This window comes from Herbaspirillum sp. GCM10030257, from assembly GCF_042666555.1.
In the GTDB taxonomy this organism is placed as follows: domain Bacteria; phylum Pseudomonadota; class Gammaproteobacteria; order Burkholderiales; family Burkholderiaceae_D; genus Noviherbaspirillum.
Genome location: NZ_JBHTDH010000012.1, coordinates 45225 through 60228 on the forward strand (window position 1 = coordinate 45225; position 15004 = coordinate 60228).

At 56.4% G+C, this 15004-nt stretch carries 13 protein-coding genes; 1 reads left to right on the top strand and 12 read right to left on the bottom strand.

The features are described from left to right. Window position 1: 1 nt before the first annotated feature. From ACFQUU_RS18000 to ACFQUU_RS18010, 3 genes are all read right to left on the bottom strand, one after another. Complete coding sequence (locus tag ACFQUU_RS18000) at window positions 2-547, bottom strand: hypothetical protein (protein WP_382249466.1); 546 nt, start codon at window positions 545-547, stop codon at window positions 2-4. Further along, window positions 544-2427, bottom strand: coding sequence for a CHASE2 domain-containing protein (locus tag ACFQUU_RS18005; protein ID WP_382249467.1), 1884 nt, complete (start codon window positions 2425-2427; stop codon window positions 544-546). The genes ACFQUU_RS18000 and ACFQUU_RS18005 overlap by 4 nt, the downstream gene beginning before the upstream one ends. Before the next feature lie 141 nt (window positions 2428-2568). After that, window positions 2569-3639 (bottom strand): hypothetical protein, encoded by a 1071-nt coding sequence (locus ACFQUU_RS18010; RefSeq protein WP_382249468.1) that lies wholly within the window; start codon window positions 3637-3639, stop codon window positions 2569-2571. A 228-nt stretch (window positions 3640-3867) separates the two neighbouring features. On the opposite strand from ACFQUU_RS18010, the gene ACFQUU_RS18015 reads away from it, so the two are divergent. Continuing rightward, a complete protein-coding gene (locus ACFQUU_RS18015) occupies window positions 3868-4326 on the top strand; it encodes a CesT family type III secretion system chaperone (protein WP_382249470.1) in 459 nt (152 codons plus the stop codon). Window positions 4327-4484: 158 nt separating this feature from the next. Here ACFQUU_RS18015 and ACFQUU_RS18020 read toward each other — a convergent pair whose 3' ends face one another. From ACFQUU_RS18020 to ACFQUU_RS18060, 9 genes are all read right to left on the bottom strand, one after another. Further along, window positions 4485-4865 (bottom strand): DUF1850 domain-containing protein, encoded by a 381-nt coding sequence (locus tag ACFQUU_RS18020; protein ID WP_382249472.1) that lies wholly within the window; start codon window positions 4863-4865, stop codon window positions 4485-4487. Further along, window positions 4862-6949, bottom strand: a complete 2088-nt coding sequence (locus ACFQUU_RS18025; RefSeq protein ID WP_382249474.1) for a TRAP transporter permease — start codon at window positions 6947-6949, stop codon at window positions 4862-4864. Before ACFQUU_RS18025 ends, ACFQUU_RS18020 begins: the two co-directional genes overlap by 4 nt. A gap of 128 nt (window positions 6950-7077) precedes the next feature. After that, complete coding sequence (locus tag ACFQUU_RS18030) at window positions 7078-8046, bottom strand: TAXI family TRAP transporter solute-binding subunit (RefSeq protein ID WP_382249476.1); 969 nt, start codon at window positions 8044-8046, stop codon at window positions 7078-7080. 207 nt (window positions 8047-8253) lie between these two features. Then, window positions 8254-9111: a 2OG-Fe(II) oxygenase gene (locus tag ACFQUU_RS18035; protein WP_382249477.1), complete on the bottom strand. Its 858-nt coding sequence runs from the start codon at window positions 9109-9111 to the stop codon at window positions 8254-8256. A 251-nt stretch (window positions 9112-9362) separates the two neighbouring features. Beyond that, the gene (locus ACFQUU_RS18040; protein WP_382249478.1) at window positions 9363-10346 is read right to left on the bottom strand and encodes an ROK family protein; all 984 of its coding nucleotides are present in this window, start codon (window positions 10344-10346) and stop codon (window positions 9363-9365) included. Between the two features lie 97 nt (window positions 10347-10443). Continuing rightward, entirely contained in the window at window positions 10444-11232 is a 789-nt protein-coding gene (gene otsB, locus ACFQUU_RS18045; RefSeq protein WP_382249480.1) for a trehalose-phosphatase, read from the bottom strand. Window positions 11233-11234: 2 nt separating this feature from the next. Next, a complete protein-coding gene (locus ACFQUU_RS18050; protein WP_382249481.1) occupies window positions 11235-13490 on the bottom strand; it encodes a trehalose-6-phosphate synthase in 2256 nt (751 codons plus the stop codon). A gap of 330 nt (window positions 13491-13820) precedes the next feature. Beyond that, entirely contained in the window at window positions 13821-14351 is a 531-nt protein-coding gene (locus ACFQUU_RS18055) for a hypothetical protein (RefSeq protein ID WP_382249482.1), read from the bottom strand. A gap of 187 nt (window positions 14352-14538) precedes the next feature. Next, complete coding sequence (locus ACFQUU_RS18060; RefSeq protein ID WP_382249484.1) at window positions 14539-14763, bottom strand: hypothetical protein; 225 nt, start codon at window positions 14761-14763, stop codon at window positions 14539-14541. Window positions 14764-15004 lie beyond the last annotated feature (241 nt).

Below are 15004 nucleotides of genomic sequence, written 5' to 3' on the forward strand. Positions count from 1 at the left end.
CTCAGTTCCCCTCCGAATTACGCGCGCTGATGGTGTCCGGCTCCGCCAGATAGTCGACCTTCAGCGGAGACAAGTTGCTGCGCTGCGCAAAAGACTGGGCAGCATTGCGATCCGCCACAAAGCGCTGTGCCTTGTCGAGCTCAGCCGGATTGGCCTGCGCGTGCTGCAGGTCTTCTTCCGACAGGCCGCGCACACCGGTAGTGATAGTCGCGGAATTGCTGGTACGTCCTGATGACAACAAATTATTCAGCGCACCCAATGGATTGCTGCTCGCCGGCGCAGCAGCGGGCACAGCGGCTGATGCGCCCTCCTGCTTCAGCGCCAGCATCCGCACCCAGCCGCTCTGCCCCGCCGCGGTTTTGACCTGGGTCCATGCGCCCTTGCGTAACAGCACATCGACGCGGGTATTCTCGGGCAGGCTGGCGATGCTTGCCGCGTCTGACTGTGCCTGAGCCTGTAATTCAGTTGCCCGGCTGGTCAGCGCCGATTCGGCGTGTACCGTTCCGGCTGCCAGCAAAGCGGCGAATGCCAAAGGCAGTCGTTTCATGCGTTTTTCCTCCTCGGTTCATACAGTTCGACTTTGGCCGCGCGTCCTTTGACGTCAAACGCGCCGTGCGGCCGGAAATCCAGATCTTCTGACGCGGCGCAGGCGCGCATGGTGTCTTCGGTGACCAACACCCGCGCAATGCCCTTGGTCAAACCTTCAACGCGGCTGGCAAGGTTGACCGTATCGCCGATCGCCGTGTAATCGAGTTTGCGCTGCGCGCCAATAAAGCCAACCACCGCCTGTCCGCTATGCACGCCTATGCCGACATCGAAATCGCCGACATCCGATCCTTCGGCGGCGAGCTCCTGTTTGAACTCAAGGAGCACGTTTTGCATTTCCAGCGCAGCCGCCACAGCGCGCGGCGCGTGCTGCGGATCGTCGAGCGGCGCTCCCCAAAAAGCCATGATGCAGTCGCCGATAAATTTATCGAGTGTGCCGCCATGCCGGAACACCACTTCAACCTGTCGCTCGAAGTAGCGATTCAGCAGAGTGACGACCTCCTGCGGCGGCCGGCTTTCGGACAAGGTGGTAAAGCCGCGAATATCCGAAAACAGCACCGTAATGTTGCGGGTCCGCCCCGATAGACTTTCCACCGTTTCGCCCTGCTCGACGATTTGCCGCACGACGTTTGGATTAAGAAAGCGGCCGAACAGCAAGACCGCCTGTTCACGCGCACGGCGTTCACGCAGATAACCGGCGATGGCGACACAGAAAAAGCATAGCCACGCAAAGACGATCGGTGTGACCACAGGCAGCAGCAGTCCATGCGCAAGCGCGAAGTCCGCCAAGATCACCACGCCCAGCGAGGCCAGCGCCAGGAAAGCGCCTGTCAGCACCGGATGAAACCGGCGAGAGAAAGCGGCGGCGGTTGACACGATGAGCAGCGCGCCAAGCAGGAAAGGCCCGATGGACGGTACGCTCCTGAGGTGGCTTCCGTTCATCAGGTTGTCGATCGCGACCGCAAGGATATCGACGCCCGGATAGCCAGCTTCCAGCGGCGTCAAATGATGGTCGAAGGAACCGGCAGCCGATGACCCCACGACGATGATTTTGTTACGAAACAGCTTGTCAAGCGCATGCACGTCATCGGCGCCAAGCGCGTGGCGCTGCTCGGTCAGCAGCCGGTACAACTCGCTATAGCTGAAGCGCCGATGGCCTTCCTGTGGCCAGCGCATCCGGAATTCAGGACGCTCCGGCAGGCGAGCGCCAAGATCGCGTACCACGCGCGCAGGCAGCGAAGGCAGGCGGTAACCTGCAAGTTCCGTGTACAGACGATAACGGCGCAGCACGCCGTCTTCGTCTTCGACACTGTTGATCAGGCCGAGACGCCATCCTGCGGGATCAATGGCGCCCGGCACCTGGATCGCCGCACGCGCGTGCCGGTCGCCGGCGGCAATGCCGAACGCCGGTTCGAGTTGATGCAATGGGATGCCAGACTTGTCCAGCGCGGGATGACCTCGTACCGCGGAAAGATAAACATGGCGATTGGCATGGATTGCGCCCGATAACCTTGCGTCGCTTTTTGGACGCTTGAGATCTTTCTCCGAAAAGGCGATATCAAACACCACTGCGCGCGGCGTAAATTCCGCCAATGCCTCAAGCAGGTCGGCATGGATTTCGCGCGGCCACGACCACAAGCCAGCGATATCCTGCATGGCAGCCATGCTCGCATCGTCGACATCGACGATCACAATGCCGGGGTCGGCTTTGAAATCGATCGCATGCCGTCGCATGAATACATCGGACAGCCGGGCTTCGCTGGTAGCGAGCATGTGAAGGCCAAACATTTCCAGCGCCATCGCCCCAATCAGAATCAGGGTGAGCGCAGCGTGCCATGGCAAAGCGCTATGTCGCGTAGAAAGAAAGTGGAAAGCGCGCATGTAGCAACGCCTCCCCGCGCTGCCAGAAAATATTGATATAAAGCAATATTAACCGGGAGCCGGGCTAAGTGCCAGAAAAACGGGTGGCGGTGTGGCTGGGAAATCTCGACTCGTGCGTTGTCGCCTGGAGGCGACGCAATGTCAACTTATAGGCAGGTCCGCTTCGCTAGATGAAGGAGTGGATTGTTGACGCCCTTTTTCGTAAAGCTCCTTGATATGTTCGAAGTCGAGGTCCTCTGGATTTTTTAAAATAGTTTTGTCAAAACCGGAATTCTCCCACTCGCCAGGGTCAGGTAAATAAGTGCCTGATTGTGAACTGCCTTCCACCGGCTTTCCTTCGTGAAATCTAATCGTACCAGCGTACTTAACATAGGCGGCATGATTAGAAAGCAGGCAATGGGCATTCTGTCCGTCCCTAGAGTCTCCGATTCGAATGGTCCCATTCGCCATGGTTACGAAAATATAGTTGCCATCAGCTAAATCCGTAGGCGTTTCATCCGCATTAGTGACGCTCCATTGACCATCTTCTCCTCTTTTTACGAGCTTGCAGTTATCGGGAACTGGGGGGTCATCAACATGTTTCGCATATTTCCGCGATGCTATCTTATAATTTGTGTCAGCCACCCCCAAGCACGTGTCATTTGCGAAATCTTTTCCTCTCCATTTCATTCGAACAAGACCATCTCGATCTACGCGTTCCACATAGAATCCTTTCATACGTAAAGCTCGTAATTCCGCTTCCGCAGGGTCAGCACCGCCAGCTAGTCTTCGTGCTCGATTACTCGCATTACTACCCATACTATTCATCCTCTGGAGCTCATGAGGTGGTTTGCGCGCACTGCCGGCGTTAACCGTTGCTCCGCCTAAAGATTGGCTACGAATGCGCTGTTGCGGATGCGCCTTTACAGATACTGACGCTATAGGATTCGCCTTAGTTTGAGTCATTATGCCCACAGTTCCAGGGGTGGTTGCTAAGAAGTCATCTTTTGCGAGGTTAGGTTGTTTTCTGGATGCCAATTGACTCAATCTTTGCACCCTTCGCTTTAAATCTTTTGTTACTGTATTACTGGTTTCCCCAGGATGTTTGATTGGCGGTTGATTGTTAGAACTCGAACCTGCCAATACGCTGTTTCCAGAAGCGGCATTACTTGTACTTATGGTGGAACTAGTATTATTAGGAGGGGGTTTAGGAACAGGTTTATTTCTGAACATGATTTTTCCTCAAGGAATTTATAAAAAAGTCTCCATCGGTTTTCTTTGCACAGAAGTTTTTTGTTTTATTCAAACAATGTTCAAATGTAGGTCTATGGACTGCTACTGCGTGGCTTGTGTCTGAACACAAGTTCCAAAGCCATGGCAACGAATTGCAAAGAAATAATGGAACTGCATGCCCTCTAAAATGCACTCATGACTGATGACACTCGAAAACGGAAGTCAGTAATGCAGAAAAACTACAGATATTTGATCGAGGATTTTTGTAAGTTGTGCGGCCTGGAGGATCCAGTACGGATCATGAGAGGAGGCTCAATTGTCGTCGATGGATCGATGTTCTCGCTGATCCATAGTGAAACGGTCAATCCGGACATCATGTTTATATATTGTGATTTCGGTGATGTGCCGCTAGGTCGCCAGGCCGATGCATACAAGGCACTGCTGGAAGCCAATTTGTTTCTTTACACCGGAACTGGGCCAAGCTTTACCGTCTCGGACGAAACCGGCCGGGTTTTGCTGGTCGATCAGTATCCACTGCACGACAAAGGTGCACCCGAGGAATTGCGAAATGTTCTTTCACAACTGGCCGCCCTCGCGAAGGAATGGCGCACCGATCACTTCCTTGAAAAGAATCCTGCCGGCTTCAGGTCGTCTGCCCGGATACCTGGCTTGAACTGGCCTAGTTGAAAGTGCAGAAGGAGTTGACCATCTCCTCGTTGCCAGTGGCGTTGCAGGTGCGCGAAGAGTCACGCACACCAGTCCCACGCGGTTCGGAACCGGTAGCAAGGGGCGCGGCGTCGAAATGTGTCTGGCTTTCCCCCCCTCCACCCCGATTCAAAATTCCTCTAAGGCGATGTACAAGGAAAGATATCGAGCACCTGGTTCTTATCGGGGGGACCGGCAATCGCGCTTAACGACTGGCATTCCCCATGTGTGCACCATTCATAGTCGGCTACAAAGCCCGACCGGCGCAGACTGATCCGGGGAAGGTCGGGAAGCCTGGGCGAGTAATGCCATGCGCCGTTCCGAAGGATGGCGCCCTCAGGGGGCTCCATGCCTGCGCCTGAACCCTTGATGCGGGCTTCCGTCAGCCGCAGGCGGCCGGCGGCGACGATATAGTCCTCTTCCCACCGGATCTTTTCAATCGAGTGGTTCCAGGCAAGGGTGAACTGCTGCAGCGGCAGCACAGCGGAAAAGGCCGCCGCTGCAAGGCAGATCGCTGTCACGCTACCGCAAGCCTTCGCTTTTGCCAGGCATGCCAGCCGAAGAAGGTCGCCGCCATGGCAAAGCCGATTTCATCCGTCAGCGGAACCGCAGCGACCAGCATGCACGCGGCCACGGTCACGTAGATGCGCTCCGAAAATTTGAGGGCGATCCAAAAATGGCCTACCGTTGCAGCGGCCCACAAGCCGATGGCGAGAACCGCCTTGATGACGACATAGGCGACACCCGCCACGGTCCAGTCTCCCTGCAGCATGAGTGCCGGCGTGTACACCGCCATGAAGGGCACAACGTAGCCCGCAATGGCGATCTGCGTCGCTTTCCAGCCGATCTTGTCCGGGTCATCTTTTGCAATCGACGCCGCCGCGAATGCCGCCAGAGCGACCGGTGGCGTCAGATCCGCCATGATCCCGAAATAAAACACGAACATATGCGACACAATCAGCGGCACGCCCAGTTTTAGCAGGGCAGGCGCGGCAATCGCACTGGTGATGATGTAGTTCGGGATAGTAGGGATCCCGGTACCCAGCACCAGGCAGACCAGCATGGTGAGCAGCAACGACAAGAACAGGCTTTTTTCGCCGACGTCGAGGATAAAACCGGCAAAGGTCGATGCAGCGCCGGTCAGCGTCAATACGCCGATAATGACCCCGACCACCGCGCAAGCCATGCCGACCACCAGCCCTTGCTTGGCGCCATCGACGAGGCTGGACTTGAGCGTTCCCAGCGTTTCGCGGCCGCCTCGCACCCACAGGCAGGCCAGGCAAAGCGCAGCGATGATGGCAAGGATGGGATAAATCCCCCATTGCAGGAAGCTGGCAGCCCCTAGTCCGATCGCCAGCCAGAAGACATACCGGAACGCGGCCTGTGACATACGGGCCGCAAGCGCGGCACCGAGGATCAGGATGGCCGTCAGCGCCAGCCCGGTCAATCCGGCGAACATCGGAGTGAATCCGTGGAACAGCATCCATACCAGTGCAGCCAGCGGCAGGGCGAGATGCCAGTCGGCCTTCAATGAACGCCATGCGCTTGGAATCTGGTCCTTCGGCACGCCGGTCAGTTTCATGCGCCCCGCCTCCAGATGCACCATGACAAAGGCGGTGAAGTAGTACAGGACGGCGGGAATAACGGCCGCCTTGACGATGTCCGTGTACGGCACGTTGAGCGTCTCGGCCATGATGAAAGCCACCGCGCCCATCACCGGCGGCATGATCTGGCCACCCATCGATGCCGTCGCTTCAACCGCGCCGGCGAACACTCCGCTATAGCCAAACCGTTTCATCAGCGGGATGGTGAACTGACCTACCGTCAGTACATTGGCGACGCCCGATCCTGAGATCGTACCCATCAGTCCGGAGGAAATCACAGCGACCTTTGCAGGCCCGCCCTGCGCGCTGCCGACCAGGCCGAGCGCAACGTTATTGAACAAACGTATCATGCCCGCGTGTTCCAGAAAAGCGCCAAACAGAATGAACAGGAAGATATAGGTAGCCGACACCATGGTGGGCGTGCCATAGATGCCTTCCGTGCCAATAAATAGCTGGTCGATGATCTGGTCGAAGCCATAGCCGCGGTGCGCCAGCGCGCCCGGCAAGTACTGGCCAAACATGCCGTATAGCAGGAATGTGCCGCAGATAATAGGCAAGGCTGCGCCCATGATGCGCCGCGAGGCTTCGAATACCATGACGACCACAATGGCGCCCACCGCCAGATCCGTGGTGCTTGGATCGCCGGCGCGCTGAATCAGGTCGGCCTCGAACACCCAGTGGTAAAAGGCGAGCATGAAACCACCGCCTGCCAGCAACCAGTCATACCATGGCACCGCTGTCAGATTGCCCTTGGTGGAACGAGGATAGAGCAGGAAAGTCAGCATCAGCAGAAAGCCGACATGCAGTGAACGAATAACTAGGCTGGACAAGGGATGAAACGCGGCAACGATCAGCTGATATGACGAAAACATTAACGCGACTGCCACAAGAATTCTCAGCGCTACGCCACCAAGCTTGCGTTGTACACCGTGTTCCTGAAACTCGTCGTTGGATGGTGGTGCGGCTCCAGGCGCATGCGCGTGGAGATCGAGTTCGGCCATGAATGCTCCTTGATTGGATGTTATCGGCGCAGGTCGTTTTTTACGCCTGCGCTCTTATGATGTCGACCGCTTGTTTTATTGTTTTACGGTTTTATTGTCTTATCGCCTTACTGTTCGAATCCCTGGCCTTACTTGATCAGCCCAGCCTCGCGATAATATTTCTCGGCGCCGGGGTGTAGAGGGACGGGCGGATTTTTGGCCGCCGTTTCCTTCTTGATAGCCTTCGCCGACGCATGCGCCGCAAGAAGCTGGTCGAGATTGTCAAACATGGATTTGGTCATGGTGTACACCACATCCGCCGGGACTCCTTCATGCGTCACGAGGAAATTCTGGATCGCGGCGGTCGGTACGTCGGTCGTCTGTCCCTCATACGTCTTGGCGGGAATCGTACTGACAAGGTAGGCAGGATCGCCGACCTTGGCGACCACTTCCGGGGGCACCGGGATAACGACGATCTTTACTGCTGTCGACAGGTCGCGCAGCGCCGACACGCCCAGGCCGGCAGACTGCAGGGTGACATCAAGCTGGCGGTTTTTCATGAGTTCGACGGACTCGCCAAACGGCAGGTACTCGACTTTAGCAAAGTCTTTATAACTCAGTCCTGCCGCCTTCAGGATCGCACGCGCATTCAGTTCAGTACCGGACTTGGGGGCACCGACGGAAATCCGCTTGCCCTTCAAGTCGGCCAGCGTCTTGATGCCCGAATCGGCGGAAGCGACGATCTGGATATAGTTCGGGTAGATGGCCGCGACGGTGCGCAGTTTCTTCAGCGGCGCTTTGAATCCGGCTTCTTCATCTCCTTTCCAGGCATCCGACAAGGAGTCACCCAATGTGAAGGCAATTTCACCTCGCCCCGCCTGCAGCAGGTTCAGGTTTTCCGCGGACGCCTTGGTTGCCTGGACCGAGATTTTTGCGTTGGGCAGCGCCTTGCCATAAATCTGCGATAAAGCCACACCCATCGGGTAGTAGACACCGCTGGTGCCGCCGGTAAGTACGTTAACGAATTGCTGCTGCGCGTGTACCGGAGCGGCAGTCATCAAGGCAACTCCTGCCATGCCAGCCGCAACAACAGCCATGCGTAAGAACGTGAATGTCATCCTCATCTCCTTGTTGGTTTATGTTCATTGATACTGCATGCTCGATTGTAGTTGGTCTGCGCAATGGAGACACGCTGCACTGCAAGTCAACCCAATCAAGTCAAGATATCGATATCCTGCTGTCAGACCAGACAAGAAAAAACCCCGCCGCATTGCTGCGACGGGGTGAACGAACCACCTTGGAGGAGAGAGACGAATCGTGAGGTTTCAGAGATTTTCGCGTTGCCTCAGCCACTTGGTGGCAATCACCTTGACACCGCGCTCGACGGGTTCACCCGCATGCAAAGTCTTGTGGTCGGGATTGCCATAGCTATCGGTGTTGAGAAAGAACACCGCGCAACCTTTCTTAGGCTGGACCTGCAAACCGATGTTCGGGAAGGACGTGCCACCGCCCTCTTCCACATCGCTCAGGTACATGATCAGGGTGGCAACACGCTGGCCGCCATGTTCCAGATGCTTGCGCGGGCCGGGCAGTGACGCATCGAACCAATCGTAATGCGGGCGGTATTCGTTGCCTTTTTCATATCGCAGGACTTGCAGCCCTTCGCCGTTTTCGACAGGCCAGTCGATCAGGGATGCTATACGGTTCTCGATGCGCGCCACCAGTTCGCTTTCGCCGCGCTGCAGCATGGCGCCACGACTGCTACGGTGCGCGTGGAGCTGCGTCTTGCCGTTCTTGTCATCGACGACCGGCGAACGTTCAAGGCGCTTGTCGGTATAAGCGATCAGCGCGTCGCATTCCTCGTCACTCAGCACATTGCCAAACAGGATGACACGGGGTGCCTGCAGTGAAAGCAGTACTTGAACCTGACGGTCCAATGCCTGAATGACATTGGACCCGGTATCGACGCGTGGCATCGGCTGGACCGATGGCGGCTGTGTCGTCCCATGTCCCTGGCTGCTGCGACGCGCCTCTTCGATCGCGGCGCGTGCCAGTTGTGCATCGAAATGCCCGTCACGCACCATGATGCTCTCAAGCTCATCCGGCTTGCACGAGCGTGCGAGGTTTTCATTAATCCATGCCTGCCATTCCTTGGGCAGGGCAACCAATGCTGAATTCATCATGATTGTGCCGTATCTTTCGCGTTAAACCGGGTGCGTGCATAAGTTCGGTTTCCCGAACTTCATTTTTCACAACGGCACGCCTTGCCCATCAGTATTTCTGTGACGCAAGTATCTGATAAAGGTTCCGCGTCATGATGCATTATGCGAGTCAGCAGGTCTGTTGGGTATCGGCAAATGGATGAATTGCAAGGTCGGCAAAACATGATGCATTTAGGAATTTTCCTATTCACACCTTGATAAGAAGACATGTTTTATGTCTTCAGCTTTTCCCATGGAGATGTCGTTCGCCAATGTGAGATCCATGTCTGTGGAAGCACCAGCGATAAAGCGCCGACATCGGTGACCATTCCTCCCAGACCGGAGGAACTGATGGTGACGCCAGCCGTCAGTGCGGGCAGTCGCTGCTCAATTTCGGCACGCACCAATGGCGCAAGCCAATCTCCATGATGCACCCAGACACTGCCGCCGATGACAAAGCGTTGCGTATCCAGCGTGGCCGCAAGGTTATATAGCGCCCGGCCGAATCGCCTCGCTGCCGTTTCAGCCGCTTCGCGCGCGTCCGCCCTGCCGTCGCGCGCGGCATTGAATAATTCGGCGGCAGGCATATTCAGGCGGTTAGCGACATTGCGTCCTGATATCAGTCCCTCGAGGTCGCCCCGATTACCGCAACCGCACAAAGCCTGGTCGGTCTCGGACATCAGCATGTGGCCGGCGTGCCCGGCGTTGCCATTCTTCCCACGCAAGAGATGGCCATCGACGCATAAGCCGAAGCCAACACCGGTGCTCCAGGTGACATACACACAGTTCGGTTCATCCTGTACTGCGCCAAAAGCCCGTTCTCCGGCAAGGGCTGCGACACAATCGTTTTCGATTGCGACCTCTGCATAGCGTTCTCGCAACACCTGCTCCAGCGGTACGGTACGCCAATCGTTAGGCAGATCCGGCGCGTTCCGGCCGGCGCCGCAGATATTGGGCGACGATAGCGCAATCAAACCCTCTTCATGGACGAAAGGACCGCAGGAAGCGACTCCGACGCTGCGTACCAGACCCGGATCGATACCGGCCTGGCTGCACGCCATCTGTAGCAACTCCGCGCCTTTAAGCGGCAACGCACGGCGATCTCCCTCTTTCGGCGTCGGCGCGGTCACCCGTGCGAGCGGGCCTTGCTCGCTCGCCACGACAGCGGCAATCTTGGTTCCGCCGATATCAAGAGATCCGATGTAGTGGTCCTGCATAAGCACCTCATTATTCATGTGTCGCACGAGCAACCTGCCTGTGCCCAGCCGTGTGCATTCACGCTCCGAATGCGCGATGCCGGATGCTACGAATATACTATTTCGCCAGCCAGTTCGTGGAACCAGCCGCGTCAAGGCGCGTGATCAATTCATCGAGAAAACGCAGGATGTCGCGCGGATGCGGAAGGAAAAAATCTGCGGCACTGTCAGCAGAGTGCTCGATACGGACGGACAGCACATCATCACGCCGCATGCGAAATACGTCTTCATCGGTCACATCGTCACCGACGTAGAGCGCTCCCGGGGCACCGGCCAGCTCCATCAGGCGCACCAGCGCGCTGCCCTTGTGACACCGGTCCTCCGCCAGGAGATTGAAAACACATTTGCCAGCCACGATGCGCGGCGCCGGCGACAGCGTCGCAAACAGCATTTCAAGCTGGCTTGCGCTTTTCTCGACATCCCCGACGTGTCGATAATGCACGGACATCGAATAGCGTTTGTCCTCAAGTTGAATCCCGCGATCGAACTCTGGCAGTGCAAGCGCTTCTTCCAGCTGTCGTCGCCAGTTCTTGCATGCAGCCTCGTGCTCACGTGCGAGATTTTCCCAGCCGGGCACGCCTTCCAGTCCATGGTTGCCGACCACATAATCCGGCGAGAATCCGAGGCGGCTACGTAAATCTTCCACCGAGCGGCCGGTAATGATCGCGATCGGCGAATAGCGGCCTAGCGTCAGCAATCGCTCGCGGATGTTGTCTGGCAGACGCGCGTCTTCAGGCTTGGCCACGATGGGTGAGAGCGTGCCGTCGAAATCGAACGCGCATAACAATCCATCGGCAACCGCATGTTCCAGGCATCCCAAGCCTGCCTCGGAAAACAGGGGGCTCACGCTTATACCACCCGGCGCAAGGACTTGCGGCTATGCGAGCGGATCTTGCTCATGATCCGTTCACGCTGGCGCACCCGCGCAGCATCCAGCAACATGCGGCCAGCCCAGCGGTAAATGTTGAAGTCCTTGACCAGCGAACGCATGCTGCGCATACGCTCACATTGCTCCGCTTCAGGCATGGTCACCGCGCGATACAAGGCTTCCGCACTCTGTTCGATGTGATAAGGATTCACGACCAATGCTTCGTGCAGTTCGCGCGCCGCGCCGGTGAACTGGCTGAGCACCAGCACGCCGCGGTCGTCATCACGTGCGGCGATAAATTCCTTTGCGACCAGATTCATGCCGTCGTGCAAGCTGGTCACCATGCAAACTTCCGATGCACGGTAATAGCGTGTCACCTGTTCGGAGTCGTGGTGTTCTGCCTTCAGTATGATCGGTTGGTAGTTGCCGTTGGAGAAGCGATTGTTAATCCGCTGCACCATCGTGCGGACGCGGGTTTCAAAATTCTGGTACTCATCCAGAGAGGATCGGGTTGGCGCAGCAATCTGGATCATCGTAAATTTTCCGACGAGGTCAGGGTGCAGTTCAAGCATCCGTTCTATCGCCTGAAAGCGCTCGACAATGCCTTTTGTATAGTCGAGGCGATCGACACCAACCGCCAGCAAGTGGTTGGACGGAAGACCGTGCTCATCCCTGACTGTCTTTCGGCATTCAGCAATAACGTCGTTATTGACCGGTTGCTCCGGCCATGCAATTGAAATGGGATAATGCTCGACCTGCGTCAGCTTGCCGCCATAGGAGACGGTAGACGATTCATACTCGATGCGGGTTTCAAGATTGCGGTCCACTGTTTCAAGGAAGTTCTTGCAGTGGAATGGTGTATGGAAACCCAGGATGGTGCTGCCTAATAAGCCCTCGAGGATTTCCTCGCGCCATGGGCAGATCCCGAACGATTCGGGATTTGGCCATGGAATGTGCCAAAAGGTAATGATGGTCGCTTTAGGCAACTGCTCCTTCACCATGCGCGGCAACAGCGCGAAGTGATAATCCTGTACCAGAACGACTGGATCGTCGGTACGCGCCTCTGCGACGACTGCATCGGCGAACCGCTGGTTGACCGCGACATATTGCTCCCAGTCGGACGACCGAAACACCGGCCGCACATGAGCGATATGACAAAGCGGCCACAGCCCCTCATTCGCAAAGCCATAGTAATAGCCCTTCTCTTCCTCTTTCGTCAGCCACACACGGCGCAGTGTATAACTGGGATTGGCAGGCGGTACCGGCACGCGATCGTCCCGATCGACGGTTTCCCGGTCCGCCGAGCCGCTGCCGTGCGCGATCCAGGTGCCCGAGCAAGCCCGCATGACCGGTTCGACTGCCGTCACCAGGCCGCTGGCCGGACGCTGTACTTCGATCCCGTTCCTCGTGCGGGCGTGCAAGTACGGTTCGCGGTTTGAGACTACCAGCACTTCATCACCGGCAAGCTCATCGTGCAACAAGTCGCGAAGTTTCTCGGGAGTCCATAAGTGGGTAGAGTCGTCACGCTCCCGTCGCTCGACACTGAATTCATGGAGCAAGGCGCGCAAGTCGCTTTCGAGAGGACGTATTTCAGGCGGGGTCGTCTGCTGTCGGTTCTGCATGCCAATCTCACCGCGCAGGATGCCTTTGACCGAAGCGATCCAGTCACGCCAGCTAAGATGGGCGACAAAGACGGTAATCATTGAGATCACAATGGCCAACAGCGAGAACAGGCCGATCACGTATTTGCGGGTATCAGCGCTGCGGCGCTCGATGAAGCTCATATCGTGCACCAGGATGAGTTTTCCGAGCACTTGACCGTCGGTGTCCAGCTGGCTTTCGGAAACATGCAGCGGTCCCTGGGGGAAGGACACCAGCGATTCCTTTCGTCCATCCCTTGGCTGCTCCGTCCGGCACCCGAGCGAAGCCGGATAGGTATTCGTTTTGTAGATTGCCGCACCAGATGGATCGCAAAAGGCGATGGCATACAGGCGTTCATCCCGCAGGGCACGGTCAAAGAGTTGGTTGATGCGCTTTTCCGCCTTTTGCGGTACATATTCAAACAAGGGTTCCTGCAAGGCGATGGCTAGCGACTGCGAGCGCGCATCAAGGTCGCGGACAAACCAGCGCAGGGTCAGGTTATCGATGAGCGGCACGACAGCATAGGCAATCAAGCCGATGACCAGCGCAAGCGGCAGGACGAAGCGGAGTGAAAGCCGGATTAGTCTAGATGGCATAGTCCCTTCCAAGGATCATCAGCATTGCACATGCGGGCAGGCCCGCAGAGCCCTACGTGCACTTTCCCGCGGCATAGCCTCAGGCCTGAACAATATGTGGATACCGGCAACGAGAAGTGGTCCGCCTGGCGTAAACGGCATGACAGACGGATCAAAAGAATGACGGGATCCGCTAGGGACATCGTGGGTGCTTCGACACGTGATACAAGCAAGCGTACAAAGACGCTCCCATTTACATTACAAACCAAATGATGGAAAGATTCTTTGCAAATTTAATAGTTCCGAATTTTGCGACAACGTAAAACCGGCATGAATAGGATAAATATCCGGTCAGCTATTCTGAGCGGCTGCGGAAATCCCTGAACGGAATCCAAGTCTGACAAAGCTCGCGGCATCCCTAAAGCACCAGGTGATGCTGAGAAGGGAAAGGCCGGAAAGCAACCAGGTGAGCAGTCCATAATGGGTAGGAACAAGGGCGGAAGGCAGAGTCCACCAATCCCGCAGTACGACTGCCAGCAAGGCTGTATAGGCACCAAAGTTGACAAACAGAAATACGTGAAGGCTTCGCTCAAGGTGGGAAAGCGCCCTGGTCCTGTCTTCAAGCAGGGTATCCCAGAGCGAAATAACGATCTCCGCCACCACTAGTCCTACGATGGCCAAGACGGCCGCGCCGTGCCATTCAAACCATGCAAGACCGCCGAACAGCATGGCAAAAATAAACTCTCTTGCACTGTGCAAGGCTTCTTCCAGCCGCGCCGATAAGCGCGAAGGCAAATGTTCACGCACTTCGTGATTAAGGACGACATCCGCTCCACCGAGCAAACCATGCAGTATCAACAGATATATGACAGGTAGAATCATGATGACGTCCGATTAGGCTTGGGTCATATCAGGCAGGTCTGTTCTGTGTGGAGATATCGACATCAGCCGCGATCATGTGGCGGGAACGTGTGACTGGCTACCGCACCGGCGGGAGCCAGAAAATGCCGCCCTCCTTTCCTTGGCAGCAACGATCTCCGGCCAGACGCCGTGCAGTTATGCCTTTAAATTAGACTCCGTATCGCTCTTGCAAAAGGTGCCTTACCAGCTGTTCTGTTTCCTTGGCTTTGTCCTGTCCCTGTTCATGATCGAACACAACGGTGTGTTTCGAGTCATGCATTGCAATCCCCTTGTCATCGGTGACCGAAATAACCGCCATCAACTTTCCGGGCTCAACTTCTTCCAGCAACGCTTCCGCGTGCCAGGGTCCTACTGTGTAGTTCAGGGTTTGCATTCATATTCTCCAAAATCGACGTTAACATCCCCTCCATGTTGCGGTTCGTTACGCATGTTTCAAGGTGTCTGGCAACACACGCGCACGCGACCATTTACCGGAGCGCCAGTCAACTATATGACGGCACGTAATTAACATTTCACTCGAAACTGGATACCCTATCGATGATTGTGCGCAATCATCGATTGCATTCATTAAAAAAATGGCCGGGTCAAATCGCCCGGCCATCGTGTTAGCTAAG